This is a genomic window from Cellvibrio sp. (assembly GCF_039207905.1).
In the GTDB taxonomy this organism is placed as follows: Bacteria; Pseudomonadota; Gammaproteobacteria; order Pseudomonadales; family Cellvibrionaceae; genus Cellvibrio.
In genome coordinates, this window is sequence record NZ_JBCECX010000001.1 from 1 (window position 1) to 16,800 (window position 16,800).

The 16,800-nt window shown below is 46.2% G+C and carries 15 protein-coding genes; 8 read left to right on the forward strand and 7 right to left on the reverse strand.

What is annotated here, in order from left to right; genetic code table 11:
- Positions 1 to 229 precede the first annotated feature (229 nt).
- Complete coding sequence (locus AAGC78_RS00005) at positions 230 to 988, forward strand: hypothetical protein (protein ID WP_435781960.1); 759 nt, start codon at positions 230 to 232, stop codon at positions 986 to 988.
- Positions 989 to 1,026: 38 nt separating this feature from the next.
- Positions 1,027 to 1,509 carry a ribosomal protein S18-alanine N-acetyltransferase gene (gene rimI, locus AAGC78_RS00010; RefSeq protein WP_435781961.1) on the forward strand — a complete coding sequence of 161 codons (483 nt, stop codon included), beginning with the start codon at positions 1,027 to 1,029 and terminating at the stop codon, positions 1,507 to 1,509.
- A 6-nt stretch (positions 1,510 to 1,515) separates the two neighbouring features.
- On the opposite strand, the gene AAGC78_RS00015 is transcribed toward rimI, so the two are convergent.
- A complete protein-coding gene (locus tag AAGC78_RS00015; protein WP_435781962.1) occupies positions 1,516 to 2,055 on the reverse strand; it encodes a response regulator transcription factor in 540 nt (179 codons plus the stop codon).
- Positions 2,055 to 3,359: an ATP-binding protein gene (locus AAGC78_RS00020; RefSeq protein WP_435781963.1), complete on the reverse strand. Its 1,305-nt coding sequence runs from the start codon at positions 3,357 to 3,359 to the stop codon at positions 2,055 to 2,057. Before AAGC78_RS00020 ends, AAGC78_RS00015 begins: the two co-directional genes overlap by 1 nt.
- A 181-nt stretch (positions 3,360 to 3,540) precedes the next feature.
- Between AAGC78_RS00020 and AAGC78_RS00025 the strand changes: the two genes are divergently transcribed.
- The 3 genes from AAGC78_RS00025 to AAGC78_RS00035 all read left to right on the forward strand — a co-directional run bounded on the left by AAGC78_RS00025 (position 3,541) and on the right by AAGC78_RS00035 (position 7,240).
- Positions 3,541 to 4,902: an MATE family efflux transporter gene (locus AAGC78_RS00025; protein WP_435781964.1), complete on the forward strand. Its 1,362-nt coding sequence runs from the start codon at positions 3,541 to 3,543 to the stop codon at positions 4,900 to 4,902.
- A gap of 98 nt (positions 4,903 to 5,000) precedes the next feature.
- Entirely contained in the window at positions 5,001 to 6,578 is a 1,578-nt protein-coding gene (locus AAGC78_RS00030) for a peptide chain release factor 3 (RefSeq protein WP_435781965.1), read from the forward strand.
- A 101-nt stretch (positions 6,579 to 6,679) separates the two neighbouring features.
- Positions 6,680 to 7,240 (forward strand): hypothetical protein, encoded by a 561-nt coding sequence (locus AAGC78_RS00035; protein ID WP_435781966.1) that lies wholly within the window; start codon positions 6,680 to 6,682, stop codon positions 7,238 to 7,240.
- 61 nt (positions 7,241 to 7,301) lie between these two features.
- On the opposite strand, the gene AAGC78_RS00040 is transcribed toward AAGC78_RS00035, so the two are convergent.
- Entirely contained in the window at positions 7,302 to 8,390 is a 1,089-nt protein-coding gene (locus AAGC78_RS00040; RefSeq protein WP_435781967.1) for a TonB family protein, read from the reverse strand.
- Between the two features lie 315 nt (positions 8,391 to 8,705).
- On the opposite strand from AAGC78_RS00040, the gene AAGC78_RS00045 reads away from it, so the two are divergent.
- Positions 8,706 to 9,341 carry a cyclic nucleotide-binding domain-containing protein gene (locus tag AAGC78_RS00045; protein WP_435781968.1) on the forward strand — a complete coding sequence of 212 codons (636 nt, stop codon included), beginning with the start codon at positions 8,706 to 8,708 and terminating at the stop codon, positions 9,339 to 9,341.
- 93 nt (positions 9,342 to 9,434) lie between these two features.
- Positions 9,435 to 10,109 carry a flagellar brake protein gene (locus AAGC78_RS00050; RefSeq protein ID WP_435781969.1) on the forward strand — a complete coding sequence of 225 codons (675 nt, stop codon included), beginning with the start codon at positions 9,435 to 9,437 and terminating at the stop codon, positions 10,107 to 10,109.
- A 72-nt stretch (positions 10,110 to 10,181) separates the two neighbouring features.
- Here AAGC78_RS00050 and AAGC78_RS00055 read toward each other — a convergent pair whose 3' ends face one another.
- On the reverse strand, positions 10,182 to 11,033 hold the full coding sequence (locus AAGC78_RS00055) for a hypothetical protein (RefSeq protein WP_435781970.1): 852 nt from the start codon (positions 11,031 to 11,033) through the stop codon (positions 10,182 to 10,184).
- A gap of 1,018 nt (positions 11,034 to 12,051) precedes the next feature.
- On the opposite strand from AAGC78_RS00055, the gene AAGC78_RS00060 reads away from it, so the two are divergent.
- Positions 12,052 to 12,477 (forward strand): ExbD/TolR family protein, encoded by a 426-nt coding sequence (locus tag AAGC78_RS00060; protein ID WP_435781971.1) that lies wholly within the window; start codon positions 12,052 to 12,054, stop codon positions 12,475 to 12,477.
- 92 nt (positions 12,478 to 12,569) lie between these two features.
- On the opposite strand, the gene AAGC78_RS00065 is transcribed toward AAGC78_RS00060, so the two are convergent.
- From AAGC78_RS00065 to AAGC78_RS00075, 3 genes are all read right to left on the reverse strand, one after another.
- Entirely contained in the window at positions 12,570 to 13,094 is a 525-nt protein-coding gene (locus AAGC78_RS00065; protein ID WP_435781972.1) for an aminoacyl-tRNA deacylase, read from the reverse strand.
- Between the two features lie 322 nt (positions 13,095 to 13,416).
- Positions 13,417 to 14,700, reverse strand: a complete 1,284-nt coding sequence (locus AAGC78_RS00070; protein ID WP_435781973.1) for an aminotransferase class I/II-fold pyridoxal phosphate-dependent enzyme — start codon at positions 14,698 to 14,700, stop codon at positions 13,417 to 13,419.
- A gap of 135 nt (positions 14,701 to 14,835) precedes the next feature.
- The gene (locus AAGC78_RS00075) at positions 14,836 to 16,791 is read right to left on the reverse strand and encodes a M48 family metallopeptidase (RefSeq protein WP_435781974.1); all 1,956 of its coding nucleotides are present in this window, start codon (positions 16,789 to 16,791) and stop codon (positions 14,836 to 14,838) included.
- Between the last annotated feature and the right edge of the window lie 9 nt (positions 16,792 to 16,800).

Below are 16,800 nucleotides of genomic sequence, written 5' to 3' on the forward strand. Positions count from 1 at the left end.
GTCTCCCCATGTGAGAGTAGGTCATCGTCAAGCTTCTAATCCAAACCCTCGTCAGATAATTGGCGAGGGTTTTTTATTTCTACTTCCTGATAAATTTCTAGCGTTATCCAATAGTTTTGTGCTGCTGGCAGGTGAAATCTTTTTCTGGTTTTAAAGCCTCATGCTTTGAGCTTGATTCTGATGCAGGTACAATTCCAGCTTTTGTGATGTGACGATACTTGAGCCGCTTATGAATGAATTGCAGAGGCAAGCATATCTTTCTGCGCTTGGCATAGAAAACTATGCTCCGCGTTGGCTTTTGCCTTCTGCTCCGGTCCCTGTGGCTTGCGTTTTGCCGGTGATGGATATTCCTGAGCAGTTAATCGACTCATCTTCCTCTGTCATTTTTGCAGGGTTGGATCAGAGTGCACAAGACAATAAAAAATCACCGCCGGATTTATTAAACTCCATTTCTGAATTGGTTGAGAAGAAAAAGATCTCTGCGCCAGTTAATGTAACAACTATTCTTCAACAATTAGAAGAAAAGAAAGCTCCGGTTGTTCAGCCTTTTTCTCTCAGTGTTTATCGGCCTCAGCCCGGTTTTTTAATTATTGATTCACGCAATACGCAGCTGGCTTTACCTACGGATTTATTTCTTCGCAATCTTTTGCTTTCCTATTTAAAGAGCAATCAATTTTCATTGAATGATGAAGTGTTGCGTTGGCCGTTAATTGAGAATCGATTTGTATCTCGTACGGAAACAGATGCGCGTAACGAGCTGCAAACCTGGCTTGCGGTAGAAAGTGAATTGCGACCAATTAATACGCTGTGGCTAATGGGAGAAAATGCTTCCCGTTATTGGTTGGCTGCTGATAGCGATTGGGTGTCTGCTTGCTGGGCAGTACAAGCAATAGATGGATTACCACTAAAAGCACTGGTGCTGCCAAGCCTCAATGAGTTATTGCAAAACCCTGCACAGAAAGCAAAGTTGTGGGCTAGCCTATCTTAACTGAGCTGTTATGCCGCTCTCTATTCTGAATCTTAATAATGACTGATGAATTGCCTCTTGTGCGCGAAACCTATACAGGTTTGTTGTTGCACTTTCGTTTAATCACTAGTGATGATATTCCTGATGTTATGACACTCGAGCGGAGTGCTCATTCTCATCCATGGAGGCAATCCAGTTTTGAAGATTGCCTAAATGGTCGGCAAAAATGCTGGTTGGCTGAGCACAACAATACTCTGGTGGGATACGTAGTTGTAACTCACGGTGGTGGCGATGCTGAGTTGCTGAATATTTCAGTTGCTCCCGCTCATCAGCGTAGAGGCATAGGTCAAATTTTGTTGGATCATGCGGTGAGCTGCGTTAAAGAAAAAGCGGATATGTTATTTTTGGAAGTGCGAATGTCAAATCGGAAGGCAATAGCACTTTATGAAAGAGAAGACTTTTTTGAAGTTGGGCAGCGAAAAAACTATTACCCGACTGTTAATGGTCATGAAGATGCACTGTTGATGGCTCGTCAGCTGTAATCAAATTCAATGTTTAACTGGCCGTTTTTGCAGTTTTCTTTGCAGTGTGCGGCGATGCATTCCAAGTGCTCTTGCTGTTGCAGAAATGTTGCCATTATTTTCCTGTAATATTTTTTGGATGTGTTCCCATTCTAGTCTATCAACTGAAATGGGTGTATAAGCAGGCTCCGTGGAATCTTGTTGTGATTGCTCCCCAAATGCGGCGAGGATTTCGTCTGCTTCCGCTGGTTTACATAAATAATTTACCGCCCCCAACTTAACCGCTTCAACGGCCGTTGAAATACTGGAATAACCTGTCAGCATCACTATGGCGATATCGGGTTGACGTAATTTTAATTCGCGAATGAGTTGCAACCCAGAATCGCTTCCAAGCTTTAAATCCACAATCGCTTTGGTGAAGGTCGTATTACTCGCTAGCTGCAAAGCCTGTGCTGAATCGCTCGCGGATGATGTAGAAAAACCACGTCTTTGCAATACGCGTTCAAGCATGCTCGCCAATGTGGGATCGTCATCTACAATCAAAAAGTCAATTATTCGTTCGGTCATTATGAATTTTCTCTTGCGGAGGATGCCAGTGTTATTGGCAATTCGAGCTGGGTTGTGGTGCCTCGGGGAATACGGTTATGAAGTGATACCGTGCCTCCATACCGATTAATTGTGGCTTGCGTAAGCAGTAAGCCGATACCCAACCCTTTGGTTTTGGTTGAAACAAAAGATTTCCCTAAATGTGCTGTAACCTCCTCGGTGATACCTGGGCCATTGTCATTGATGATCCAGCGTAATAGGTGCATGTCCCATTCAATAGTGATTTCAATATTGTGCGGGCAAGCATCGGCGGCGTTGTTTAATAAATTAATAATCGCTTGGGATATGGTTGGATGAAATTGCGCTGCAGCTTTTGTTTTTTTATTCGTTAGTTGTATTTGCACGCTGACATCGGGGCGCATTATTTTCCAGCGCTCGATCAAGGTATTACAGTACTCATTGACATCCTCAGCTGGCAGTTGCCCATCCTTTGTTTGCTCTGCGGTAGCCACCAACTCGCGCAAGGTGTTTGCGCATTGATTGACTTGATCTTGCAGCAACTGCAAATCTTTTTGCAGCGGCTGCAATTCCTTGTACTCCGCGCGTAGTTCACTGAGTAACAGCTTCATTGTTGAAAGTGGAGTGCCTAACTCATGTGCGGTACCGGCGGCGAGTGTGGCAACGGCCATCACTTGTTCATCGCGTAATTGGTCTTCTCGCCAGCGGTTTAATTGGGCTTCTTGCGCGCGCAGATCGCGCGCCATCTTCACAATAAAATAAGTAATCAAACAGGCGCTGATAAAAAAGTTTAACCACATGCCCATCACATGCAAATTAATGGAATTGCCCGCCTCATGGTGATGAGGCGAGAGTATCGGCAACGGAATATGGAAAAATAATAACAGCGAATAACTTAAAACACTCAGGCTCGCGATACCAAGAGTGTAACGCCCACTGAGCGTTGCAGCACAAATACAAATAGGCACTAAAAAATAGGATACAAACGGATTATTAGCTCCACCGCTGTAATAAAAAACCGCACTTAAACAGAGTAGATCAATTAACAGCTGGATAAAAAACTCCATTTGAGTAACCGGTAAGGGTTTACGCAAACGGGTAAATGTCAGCAAATTAACACTGGTGAGAATAACAAGTGCGATCAGAATTTCTGTAAAGGGTAAATTGACCTTGCCATCCAACAAACAAATGACCGCTGCGATACCGAGGCAAATTAAAATCAATGTGCGGATAATTACCCAATAGCCCAAGTGTTGTGCGTGGCCGGCAAGTGTAAAAGGGGCATTGATGGCAGAATTTTTAGACATAGTACGAAACGTTCGCCCGGCAAGTTGGTAATTGATTATAGCGAACTGTCGCGTTGCAAAGTGCTAAACGAATCCCTCTACTGTGCGACACTTTGTCGCGGTCGTAACAGAGCAAAGCGAGGCGAGTGGAGCGACTGGTGTATAATGCACGCCTTTTTTGAGCGCTCATTCGGCAGTATTTATGGCAACCCCCTTACATGCAACTCTCACCGAAGGACGGGTTTCCACGCAGCTCAAATATCTGGCTTTACCGTTGGTGTGGGGCTTGATGGCGACTATGTCGCACAATGCCATCGAAACATTTTTCATCGCGCAATTAGGTCGCGAACAATTGGCCGCGCTGAGTTTTACTTTTCCCGTCATCATGGTGTTGACCAGCCTCGGTATTGGCCTGGGGGCTGGCACTTCGTCAGCTGTAGCCCGCGCAATAGGAGAGGGTAATGCTGTCCGGGCGCAACGTTTGGCGACCGATGCGATGAGCCTTACTTTTATCATTTCTGCCAGTGTTTGCCTGCTTGGATGGCTGACCCTAGAACCATTGTTCACCGCTTTAGGTGCAACGCCTGAGCTGATTCCTCTTATTCGCTCCTACATGTCCATTTGGTACTTCAGTGCGCCCTGTTTAATGGTGCCAATGGTGTGTTTGTCTGCTATGCGCGCTATGGGTATGAGTCAGGTGCAAGGTTATTTGATGGGAGGCGCAGCGCTACTGAATGTTGTGCTTGATCCTATTTTGATTTTTGGCTTGTTGGGGTTTCCTGCGCTCGGTTTGCAAGGCGCGGCCTTGGCAACCTTGATAACGCGGGTGATGATGTTGCTCGTGGCATTTTATATTTTGCACGTGCGGGTGCAGATGTTGGTAAATCCATTTCTGCCGTGGGAAAAGTTAAAAAAATCCTGGCTGACCATTATTGAGGTTGGGATTCCTGCCATGGTGGCGAATGTGATCATCCCTTTCGCAAGTGCGATCGTAGTTGCGATGGTTGCGGTCTACGGTACAGATGCAGTGGCGGCCTTGGGGATTGCCATGCGCATCGAACCTTTGGCTCTTATCGTATTTTATGCGCTCTCCGGTGTGATTGGTCCATTCTTCGGGCAAAACCTGGGTGCCGGAAAGATAGACCGGCTTAAGGAAGCTATGCGTGTCCTTACGTTTTTTTGTTTGGCGTTTGGCTTGGTGTTAGCCCTGGTGCTGGGGGTATTCGGCGCGGACTTGGCCGGACTTTTTGGTGATCATGCCGAGGTGGTAACCATCACCGCCACTTATTTAATGATCGTTCCGGTCAGTTATGGCGCTTATGGATTGGTGATGTCGGTAAATGCCGCCTTTAACGGATTAGGCCGACCCTGGCCAGCGATGATTATCTCGGCTGGGCGTGTTCTCTACCTCTATCTACCGCTCGCTTGGTTGGGCCAGCATTGGTGGGGAATCACCGGTATTTTTGTCGCTACCGCTGTCGCTAACCTGCTGCTGGGGGCTTGGGCATGGTTGTGGTTGAGAAAATATATTCTGCAGCAGTCATCCTCGTCTGCTGAGCCATAGCAAACTGGCAATTGCTGTCAGCGTTTTCCCACTAATCAGTGGCTTACAGGGTATAATTCCCGCACTTTTTCTTCCTATTTTTTCAACGCGATCTCTCTATGAATAATTTATCTACTGAACTCGACAAACGTCGCACCTTTGCAATTATTTCCCACCCGGACGCCGGTAAAACAACGGTGACGGAAAAGTTGCTGTTATGGGGTAATGCGATCCAATTGGCCGGTTCGGTAAAAGGCAAGCGCGGGCCGCATGCTAAATCCGACTGGATGACCATGGAGCAAGAGCGTGGAATTTCGGTAACCTCATCGGTGATGCAATTCCCCTATAAAGATCGCATCGTCAATCTGCTGGATACTCCCGGCCACGAAGACTTCTCTGAAGATACTTATCGCACTCTCACCGCCGTTGACTCAGTGCTGATGATGATCGACGGTGCAAAAGGTGTAGAAGATCGCACCATCAAGTTAATGGAAGTTTGTCGCTTGCGCGATACGCCTATTTTAACCTTCATCAACAAAATGGATCGCGAAAGTCGCGACGCAGTTGAGTTGTTGGATGAAATTGAAAACGTATTAAAAATTACCGCTGCCCCGATCAATTGGCCGCTGGGTAGTGGGAAGGAATTTGTCGGTGTTTATAATTTTTATACCGACATTATTCACGTATACCAACAGGGTATGGGCCACACCATTCCGGATGATATTCAAATTAAGGGATTGGATAGCGATGAAGCAACGAAGCTGCTCGGTGCCTACGCGCAAGATGTTCGCGACCAAATTGAATTTGTGCGCGGAGCGACCAACGAGTTTGATTTGGAAGAATATTTGGCTGGGCGCATGACGCCAGTATTTTTTGGTACTGCGCTTGGCAATTTCGGTGTGCGTGAAATGCTGGACGGATTTGTTGAGTGGGCACCAACACCGCGCGCGCGCGCTACCCATGAACGTTTAGTTGAGCCCGAGGAAGAAAAATTCAGCGGTTTTATTTTTAAAATCCAGGCCAATATGGACCCGAAACACCGCGATCGTATTGCCTTCATGCGTATCTGTTCCGGTACCTATTCGCAGGGCATGAAGATGAAGCATGTTCGTTTAGGCAAGGATGTAAAAATCGCCGATGCAGTAACTTTTATGGCGGGCGATCGCAGTGCGGTTGATGAGGCAATCGCGGGCGATATTATCGGTCTGCATAACCACGGCACTATCCAGATTGGCGATACCTTTACCGAAGGGGAAAATCTGAAATTTACCGGTATCCCGCACTTTGCCCCGGAGTTATTTCGCCGCATCCGTTTGAAAGATCCACTCAAAATGAAGCAGCTGCAAAAAGGGTTACAGCAGTTATCAGAAGAGGGATCTACACAGGTATTTTTCCCCGTTAACAACAACGATATTGTTGTTGGTGCTGTGGGTGTTTTGCAATTTGAAGTGGTTGCGTACCGTTTGAAAGACGAATACAAAGTTGAAGCGATCTACGAACCGGTCAATGTGACAACGGCGCGTTGGTGTGAATGTAAAGATGCTAAAAAGCTGGAGGAATTCAATCGCAAATGCGCTGAAAACCTCGCGCTGGATGGCGGCGGTCACCTGACGTATCTCGCTCCTTCACGCGTGAATTTATCGCTTACCCAGGAGCGTCATCCCGATGTGGTTTTCCGGGCGACGCGGGAACATTAATCAAATTTCCTTTCTCTCCTTAGTCATAGCCGGGATGTGCGATAAACGCAGCTCGGCTATACTCAACGCCCGACTTCCATCATCTATTTGCAGGCGCTACCTTGACAGCAACCTCAGACAATAAGGATCTTATTTGGGATCTGGATGCGTTTAACCAGCACCAGCGAGCGGTAGATTTTGTCATGGGGTTTGAAAATAAACTCTGTGTTTATTCCAGCTCCGTGGAGCAACTCTATACCAATTACAATATTTTCTTGCCCAAGGAAGAAGATCGAAAGCTGGTTATTTTGCCTAACCCCTATTCTCCGCACGACACGTTTAATGGCATCACTGAGCAAGCCGTTGTATCGACCGGGATGGAGATTATTCCAGGTGTTTATCAATCCCGTCCTTGCCTGTTTTTGCGGATTCCTTTTCGTAGCGGCACCGTTAAATATCGTTCAGTACCTTTGCAGATGGGACTAAACATCGTCCGCCAGAAGTTGCCACCCAACAAGCCTTTCCTTCCTGTATTGATGAAAGGCGACTTGCGCGAGCTTGATGCATCTACCCCCTGCTTACATTTGCACGCGATCCGTTTGGATCGTTTGGCTGAGCATTCCGCACTTGAACGCAGTGGTATTCACAAGGTAATCGAGGAGCGGCTGCGTAAACTGAGTTAAATGCGTATCCACAAATAAAAAAGCCACCTTATCGGTGGCTTTTTTATTTACGGGTGCAATCTTATTCCGGCAGTGTCCAGCGCATTGGAACAGAGAACTCAAAGCGTGCTCCCGCAATTTCCGCTGGCAATGCCGGAAAAGGTGCAGAGCGTTTTATTGCCTCGATGGCCTCTTTATTCAGCAGCTCAAACTTGCTGTTTTCCAAAATATTGGTACCGATAATATTGCCTTGTCGATCAATAATAATTCCAACTCGTACGTTACCCGCTTGGCCACGATCGAGAGCGCGTTGAGGGTATTTGGTTTTGCTGCGAATTTTTTTGATCGCATCCGAAACATAGAATTGACGAGCCAACAAGCTCTGTGCGGTCAATGCAGAAGAATCATCATCTTCTTCCACCGCTTTAGCGGGAGCTGCTGGTGTAACAACGGGTTTAGCTACAGGAGCTGCAACAACTGCAACGGGTTTTTCTGCGGTAGCCACAGAGGATGCAGCTTTGGAGCTGGCGGAACTTTTGGTAACCGCTGCGACTTGAGCTCCAGTCCAAGTATTGATTTCTGCCATGCGCGCCGCGCTTGGCTTGATTCCTTCAAAGCGGGTGCGCAATGCAGCGTTTACATCGCCGACCTTAAGCAAGCTATCGCGATAGTCTGATGAGAGTGGGATTTTTCCAATCCAGGTCGATAACAGCATCGAGAAAAACAGGTTGTCTTTGATGTTGCCAAGCAAAACACCGTTTACGCTGATGTTAACGCCTTTGTCCGGGGTATTTGCGAATACGATGTGGTCATCTTTCAAAAAGCGACCTTTAAACAAGCCGTCAAATTTCACCATGTTATCCGCTTGGGCGGTGAGCACGTCGGCCTTACTGTTAATCGCCATACCTTCAATCCACATACGGCTAAAGCGGCGAGTGGTCATACCCTCAGCAGATGCAATTTTTAACTCCATCCGAGCGGGCTGGTTGGTGCTTATCAATGTGTCGGCGTTATTACTGAGCGACTCCGTATAAAGTGCACCAATAAAAACCTCTTGCCCCAGCTCTTGCTGTACGCTGATCCCATTCAACATTGGCTCTGCGCGTGCCAGTTGGCAGACGGTTAATAAAATAAGGCTGAGTAAAACGCGGAATAGATGGTTGAAGCGCATAGTCTTGCTACTCTCTATTATTAGGACTTTATTGTCACAGTGTTTTAGGTTGTGCGAGTGTATTGCTGCAGTGTACGAGTGTAACAGACATATAATAGATAAAAAAATGTGTGAGCGTACCTGCGCATTAACTTGACTATAGTTGTTCTATTAATTTTCGGTAGTATCATGTCCACTCAAGGAGTTTTTGGGACGGGATTACTCACTCCAGTTTGGTTGGCAGTGAATCATCGATAAAAAACATATATACGACACGGGTAGATGATGGAAACGAAACCTCTGCATAAGGTACCAAGAGATACACTGGAGCATTTGTTGTCAGGGATACCCTTTTTCAAAGTGGTGAGACAGCAGGATTTGAAGCAATTTGAATTATTACTACAAGCATCGCGCATTGCCTCCTATCTTCCCGGTGAAATTGTTCTACAAAAAGGTGAGTCCAGCAATTGGCTCTATTTTTTACTTAAGGGTAAGTTAGCTGTCTACGTGGATCAGGCGCTGAAGGGCGATTTGGTCAATTATGTTACACCGGGTGAAGTATTTGGCGATTTGGCTCAGTTAATGGGGCAGGCGCGCACGGCAACAGTAATCGCAGATTCCAGTGCGAAAGAATCTATGGTGCTGGCGCTGGATTTTAACGTATTCGGTCCACTCAACTCGATTAGCCCCATCTCCCTCCAAACCAAGCTGGCTTATTATCGCAACACCGCGCACAACCTGCGCTGGAAGCTAGAGGTTTATCGCTCGCAGCATTTGCAACACGAGTTGGCCAATAAGCATCGGCAAATCAAACTCTATCTGGGGCCTAAAGATACCTACGAAGAGTTGGTTTCGCTTCATGAGCAATCACAGTCACTCGCGTTGCTCTTACTGGAATGGAACAAAGAATTCGGTGTTTTATCTGCAGAAACACTCGATCAAAACAGAAATATAACGGCGCGCGAGACCTGATTTTATTGGCGCTATGAGTGCTCTTGCGGCATTTGCTTTTTCTACTGCTACACTTGATACAACAATAACCCAATAATTAACGTAGTCGTGGCAATGAGATTCGAAGAACTAAAACTAACCTATGGTTACCCATTGCAATTGCAAACCACCAATCTCGCGGGGCAACCAGAACGATCCTCTTGTAGATTAATCGGCTGTTTACCAGGGCGCAGCATCTTGCTGTCTGTACCGAAACAGGCGGGAAAACTAATTAAGTTTAGAGTGGGTCAGAAAATTGTAGTTCGCTTGATGATTGACAATGGCATTGGCATTTTTGCAGGTATTGTTGAAAGCCAAACTCTGGAACCCTATCCCATATTGCATCTTAGTTATCCTGAGGCGGTTACCTTTAAAGGTATTCGTGGTGCAACACGTGTTGCCGTGCGGGAGAAAATCGAAGTTACCAATATGAGTGTGGAGGGGCGGATCAAAACGATGGGTTTTCTTTCTGATATGAGTATCAGTGGTGCCCGCATTGAGCTTGATGAGGATATTGCCCAGATTGGTAATACTTTGGAGCTTAGGGCGCAGGTTGATATTCGCGATGTCAGAAAAGAGCTTGTCCTGAGCGGGGTAATTCGTTCCTGTGTTGATCCAGCAGATAATCCTGGTGACGGAGTCATGATTAGTTACGGCATAGAGTTTACTAACCAGTCCGATGAGCAACGCCTGGTCTTGTATGCGTATGTTTTTAATCAGATGGCCTTGCAGGAGCATTCGGCAACATAGCGTTTAAACAAAATACTTCTCATAAAATAAAAAAGGCACCCGAAGGTGCCTTTTTTATTAACGCAGCAATAATTAAGCAGCTACAGGTGCAGCAGCTTTTGGCTTACGGCCACGTTTAGCAGCTGGTGCGCCAGCTGGTTTTTTAGCAGCAGGAGCTTTTTTCGCTACAGCTTTCTTAGCAGCTGGCTTTTTAGCAGCTACTTTCTTGGCAGCAGGAGCTTTTTTCGCCACTGGCTTTTTAACAGCTACTTTTTTAGTAGCAGGAGCTTTTTTCGCTACAGCTTTCTTAGCAACTGGCTTTTTAGCAGCGGCTTTTGCTTTAGCTGCAGTTTTCTTGGCAGCAGCTTTAGCTTTAACAGCAGCTTTCTTGGCAGCAGCTTTAGCTTTAACAGATGCTTTTTTGTCAGCTACTTTTTTCTTCAAAGCAGCTTTCTTGGCAGCAGCTTTAGCTTTAACAGCTTGCTTCTTGGCAGCAGCTTTAGCTTTAACAGCAGCTTTCTTGGCAGCTAATTTAGCTCTTGCAGCAGCTTTCTTCTCAGCTACTTTGCTTTTTGCAGCAGCTTTCTTGGCAACTGCTTTAGCGCGCTTAGCAACAGCAGCTTCTGCTTTTGCTACTGCTTTGTCGTGAGCGGCAGCAGTTTTAGCAGCAGCTTTAGCAGCAGCAGCTTCTTTCTTAGCAGCAGCAACTTTAGCTTTAGCAGCAGCAGCTTCTTTCTTGGCAGAAGCAACAACAGCTTTAGCAGCAGCAACAACTTTAGCTGAGCCTGGGGTTTTCTTTTTAGCAGCAGCGGTCAATTTGCCTTGAGCGGCTTTCAGAGCTGCGCCTGCTTTTGCAGCATCTTTAACCAAACCAGCAACAGCTTTACCGGCATCTGCCGCTTGAGCTGCGCGAGCTTTTGCCAGTTGCGCTTTCAGTTGAGCCAATTGCTGTTCCAAACTTGCAACAGTATTAACAACGGTTTGTTTACGTGCAGCCATGGTGTGCTTCCTTTATAGTTTTCGAAAGGTCGATAAATGGATTAAAAAGTCCAACATGTATAAGTTAAAACTTTATTAAAAAAATTCAAGTTTTTTGCGTGAAATAGTCAATAAAAATGCGTTTTTTTGATGATTTTTGTTAAAAAAATGTGTTTTTCGGATTTTTCAGGAATGTTTTTTAGTTGTTTGCTCTTTGCGCTGGAAAAAATGAGCAGCTCAATAGCGTTCCTTTTTGTTTGTTCAGAGCGAAAATTTTATTTATTTTTTGTGTTTTTTGAACTGCATTGAAGCTTGAATGAAGTCGCTTCAAGACTGTTTTTGATTGTTTGAAAAGTTGTTTCAGGTATTCATCAATCGGTTTTAGCGGCTGTTAAAAATTTAATTGGAGTGGCTTTTAGAAAACTGAAGAGTCTCTCGCTTGCCTTTTCGTTTCCTCGTTAAGGGTTCTGCAGTCTGTTAATCGTCATGTTATGTCGGATGGGGCAATCAGTTTGTGCAGAGTGAAAACAGGTTGGGTGAGTGTAAAGAGATGCATATTAAAAGCGGTTGATACTTTGATGCGTTCCAACCGCAATAATAAATTTATCGTTTTTGGCTCATGCTTGAAGTATCAAAATACCAATGTGCGGTAAACCACTAACATTCATTGCTTTGTTTTTATGGTTGCCATGAATTGATGTAATCCCCTCACTAAGGTTTACGTGCGTTTGGATAGAGGGCGGCTGTACTGCAACTGAATTGCTCGAATGCTTGATGAACTTGCCCGTAAATAAGAACAGATATTCTTTACCCGTGTGTATTCATTCGCGTTTTAATGTCTACAGTGAACCTGGTTTATCCCGGCATCCTGAATGCTTTGAGTAAATACGTCGATTTAAAGGTTTGATTCAGGTTCAGTCAAAACTGTTAGAATTGCATTCTCTTGGGTAAACAACATCTCCCCCTGGTACGAGGAGTCTCCTCCGTGAGCCGTAGAAAGAAAATCCGCGCTGTTGATGATGCCAATGAAATTGATCTGACTCCGATGCTCGACGTAGTCTTCATCATGCTCATATTTTTTATCGTGACGGCATCATTTGTAAAAGAGTCTGGTTTTAACCCTAATGTTCCTCAACCTAATACGAGCACTACGGGGGATGATGATAATGGCCCCAACATTCTGGTGAGAATCTCGGCCGATAATCAAATTTGGGTAACGGAGAAAGAGGGGGAGCGCCGTGTAGATGCGCGCGCGATTCGTTCTAACATAGAACGTTTACGTGCAGAGTTTCCTAAAGCAACTGTCATTATCCAAGCGAGCGTCGATGCTAATACCGGAACCTATGTGATTGTTGCTGATGCCGCGCGTGAGGCGAATGCACCGAATGTGATATTGGTACCTTTGAAATAAGCTTATATCCAAAGTAAAAAACCGCCTTCAGGGCGGTTTTTTTATGGTTAGTGGTTAGCGATGATGAATATTCTTATGTGGAGTTTACTGACTTACAGTTCGTACTCCTGGCGAATGTATTTTTTGGGTAGCTTGCTGCGATGATTGCGCTCGGCACTAAAATGATCGTGCAGTTTGTCTTGCATCAGATGAGCAAAGTCTGGTTGTTTAAGTCTGATCAAATGGCGATGGTCACCCGCTTCAATATAGACTTCTTCAACACCCATTAATTCCTCATCCCAAATTACATCCAAACCATAGGCCTCACCCAAGGCTGGTATTGCACCCTCGGCACAATCCTTAAAAATTTCGGTTAACTCCTCTTCTTCGACTAGCTCCATATGGCGATCGAATATTTGGTTCAATGTGTGCCTGAGGATTTTATTGCGGGTGGGGAGTACACAGAGTGTGTAGTGAAAATCTTCATCGCGGAGAAGTACACCTTTAGCCAGACAGTGATCATCAATTCGAGCGACGCGAGCGGTATTAAAGGAGCCCTCACAATACTCATGTTCGAGTAGGGTGAAGTTGATCTGTTTTGCTTTTAAATATTTTTCTACCGTAGTAGCAACACCCATACAAATATCTCCTGTAGCGAGTAGCGCAGAGAAAAGGGTTAAACAAGTTTGGGTTTACAATTGTCTTTATTCATCGTGTAAGGGTTAGTGGATGAGTTGATAGTCTCTTTAGCAATGACATCTGCTAATTGGAGTATAGAAAGGATTCAAATGAGTGCGCCAAGCGTTTTGGAATTAATCCTGATTTATTAGAACGCTTGGTTGTGAAGCAAATTCAGGATAATGGGATGTATTTATGCAGAAGATAGGTTGTGAGAGGGGCGCTAAAAACAAAAAGCCGCTCATTGAGCGGCTTTTTGTTTGTGTCAGATGACCTGGTTTATTAGCTGATGCTGGCCAGTTGTTGTTTTACTGATGCCAATTTCACGCAGGTAACAAACACTTCCATAGCGCCAACAACTTCCGGTACGGTTGGAACTGATGGTGCGATACGGATGTTGCGATCTTCCGGATCTTTACCGTAGGGATAGGTTGCGCCAGCTGGCGTTAATTTCACGCCAGCTTCAGCAGCGAGACGCACAGTTTCTTTCGCACAATTTTTGCGGGTGTCGAATGAAACAAAATAACCGCCAACCGGTTTTTCCCATGCGCCTAAATCGGTGCCTTCAAATGCTTTACTCAAGCCGCTTAACACTGCATCAAAACGTGGATTCAACAACGCAGCGTGTTTACCCATGTGCGCCATCAATGCATCTTTGTTTGGCAGCAAACGGGTGTGACGAATTTGATTCACTTTGTCCGGGCCGATGGTGCAGCTATTCAAAAACTTTTTGAAGCCCGCAAGGTTTGCAGCGCTAGCTGCTACGAAGGCAACGCCTGAACCTGCATGAGTGATTTTTGAGGTAGATGCGAATTGCACGACTGAATCTTCAGTGCCGTTGCGACGGGTAGCATCGAGAATGCTTGCCAGTTGTGGAGCGTTGGCGGTCAGGTCGTGAACTGAGTAGGCGTTATCCCAGAAAACGCGGAAGTTGGCGCTGGCGATCTGGCCGAGTTTAGCGATGCGCTCTACGGTTTCGTCGCTATACACCACACCGGTTGGGTTTGAGTATTTAGGCACACACCACATACCTTTGATGGATTTGTCGGCTTTGAGCAAGGTTTCAACTGCGTCCATATCCGGACCGGTAGAGGTCATGGGCACATTGATCATCTTGATGCCAAGCTGCTCGCACACTGTGTAGTGGCGGTCGTAACCTGGAACCGGGCAAATAAACTTCACTTCACCTTCGTTTTTCCAGGCGCTGGTGGCGTCTTTCAGACCGAACTGATGAGCGGTCAACATCACTTGGAACATCAGGGTCAAACTGGAGCTTCCGCCTACCAAAACGTTGGCTGGCTCAACACCCATGATATTGGCACCCAATTGTTTAGCTTCTGGCAGACCATCAAGGCCACCGTAGTTGCGGGTGTCAGTGCCGTCGGCGGCGATGTAGTTGCCCTTGAGTAAACCGTCCAGCTCATCCGACAGATTCAATTGCTCTGCCGAAGGCTTGCCGCGGGTCAGGTCGAGGTTAAGTTTTTTGGCGAGGATTGCCTGATATTGCTCAGTCAGTTGGCTTTCCCATTCGCGCAGTTGCGCTACAGATGCGTTATCCAGTTGCAAGGTGAGTACCTCATGGTAGTTGGCGGAGTTCTTTGTTCGGTTAGCAAGCTAAAGTGGGGCGCATTATACCCGCTCGCGCGTCAATTGTTGTAGAGCGTTTGGCACAAGTACGCGTCTGGTTTTGCATCTAAATGATCAATTACGCATCTCGCTGACAAGCGGGGGGATGGGGCAATCGAGGCTATCGGCGATAGCGCGGAACAGTTCAGCTTCGGCAATACTGAGTTGGCCATCGTGCAGTACACATTCGCTCATGGCTTTAAGCAATTGTGGTTTTTGTAATGGCTTGGTGAGATTGAGTTGTTCCAATGCTTTATCTGCATCGGCCAATTTAATGCTACTGCGCGGTAATAATGCGAGGTTGGAAAAATGTAGCGCCTTTTGCGCTTGGGCAAATGCCGTCGCGGCATCTTGTTCACCGCGTGCGCCAGCATAGGCCAACAGTGATAACAATAATTGACACTCTGCTTGCAGGTCGGTGAGCTGACGATTGCGCACCAATTTATTGTTGGTGACAGTGTTGTGTAGCACGATACGATAGATCGACCACTCCATCAGGCTGATTTTTTTATCCGCATTGATCAATACATTCAAGCAACCAAGAAATACAGCAAGTTGATCTGGCGATAATTGCTTTAAGGATGCCAGACATAATTCGATGACAGGCAGGCGTAGTTTTGCATCCAGTTCCGCGGCAGTGGTTATTATTTCCATCAAGTCGTTCAAGTCTGCAGCGCTTAAGTGTTCACTGAGCAGTGCGAGTTGTTGGCTGCGCAGGTCGCGTTGACGATCCAATAACAATCCAAATACCACCCCTCGCGCACTAACAGGTACGCGTGCTGCTTCTTTTATTAGTGACGGGATTTCGGCAATGCGCTCGCGTGCGTATTCAACATGTGTTTGTGTCGGCTGGGCGATTTGGTTTACGGCTGCATCCAGATCGAGGCTAGTGCGGGTTGATACATCGAGATAAGTTGCTGCGCTTTCACTAAATCCCATTGCGCCATTTTCGTTTGCCAAGTCAACGTTGCTCGAAGTCTTGCTTCTTATATATGTACTTTTGCCAAAATCACCATCCCAATTTGGTTGGATGCGTTTGATTCGTTCTTCCAACGGTGGATGAGTTGCCATTAAGTTGAAAAAGGATTTTATTCCCTGACTGAAATACATATGGCTGAATTCGGCCGCATGTTCATTGTGTAAACGTGAACCGTACGCGCTGCTGCCAATTTTTTTGAGTGCGCCAGATATGCCATCCGGGTTGCGGGTAAATTGCACCGCCGATGCATCAGCCAGAAATTCACGCTGACGGCTAACCGCCGCTTTGATCAGATTGCCAAAAAAAGTGCCGCTATACCCAATGATCAAGAGGCCAAGACCCAAACCAACAATAGCGCCTGCCGAATTGTCTTTGGAGCGACGAACCCCTCTATTACTTGCACTGCGAAATAAAAAATCGCCGATCAATCCGATGACCAAAATGCCGTGCAGCAGCGCAATCAGACGCATATTGATGCGCATATCGCCGTGGAATATGTGGCTGAATTCATGAGCGATAACACCTTGCAATTCATCGCGGCTCAATGCGTGTATGCAACCGCGTGTAATACCGATGACTGCATCCTGTGGGTGATAACCGGCAGCGAATGCATTGATAGCATCGTCTTCAATTAAATAAACCGGTGGCACTGCAGCACCAGATGCAATCGCCATTTCTTCCACCACATTCAAAATTTTGCGTTCATCCAAATCATTGGTGTTACCCGATAACAGCCGGCCACCCATTGATTCCGCAATAGCTCTGCCCCCCGCACGTAATTGCACAAAGCGGAACAGGCTGCCGAGTATCACCACACCGCTGACAATCAATGCAATCCAAATAAAAACCTCAATGCTGAGTGCATGGAGGATGCCATCCCACACACCAAGAGGTTCACCGAATTGGCCACGGTTTTGACCCAAACCAAAATAAGCGACTGCGGCAAAGAGCAGGGTAGTAATTAACACGAGGGAGATAACTGCCAGTATCAACAGCAGGATCAAATGATTGGTGTTGCGCTTGGCGCGATCCTGATGCTCGAAAAAATTCATCGGAGATAC

What these genes read in the sequence shown, in the direction of transcription:
- AAGC78_RS00005 (WP_435781960.1), top strand. Translation starts at nt 230, where the DNA reads ATGAATGAATTGCAGAGGCAAGCATATCTTTCTGCGCTTGGCATAGAA.
- rimI (WP_435781961.1), top strand. Translation starts at nt 1,027, where the DNA reads ATGACTGATGAATTGCCTCTTGTGCGCGAAACCTATACAGGTTTGTTG.
- AAGC78_RS00015 (WP_435781962.1), bottom strand. Translation starts at nt 2,055, where the DNA reads ATGACCGAACGAATAATTGACTTTTTGATTGTAGATGACGATCCCACA.
- AAGC78_RS00020 (WP_435781963.1), bottom strand. Translation starts at nt 3,359, where the DNA reads ATGTCTAAAAATTCTGCCATCAATGCCCCTTTTACACTTGCCGGCCAC.
- AAGC78_RS00025 (WP_435781964.1), top strand. Translation starts at nt 3,541, where the DNA reads ATGGCAACCCCCTTACATGCAACTCTCACCGAAGGACGGGTTTCCACG.
- AAGC78_RS00030 (WP_435781965.1), top strand. Translation starts at nt 5,001, where the DNA reads ATGAATAATTTATCTACTGAACTCGACAAACGTCGCACCTTTGCAATT.
- AAGC78_RS00040 (WP_435781967.1), bottom strand. Translation starts at nt 8,390, where the DNA reads ATGCGCTTCAACCATCTATTCCGCGTTTTACTCAGCCTTATTTTATTA.
- AAGC78_RS00050 (WP_435781969.1), top strand. Translation starts at nt 9,435, where the DNA reads ATGAGATTCGAAGAACTAAAACTAACCTATGGTTACCCATTGCAATTG.
- AAGC78_RS00065 (WP_435781972.1), bottom strand. Translation starts at nt 13,094, where the DNA reads ATGGGTGTTGCTACTACGGTAGAAAAATATTTAAAAGCAAAACAGATC.
- AAGC78_RS00075 (WP_435781974.1), bottom strand. Translation starts at nt 16,791, where the DNA reads ATGAATTTTTTCGAGCATCAGGATCGCGCCAAGCGCAACACCAATCAT.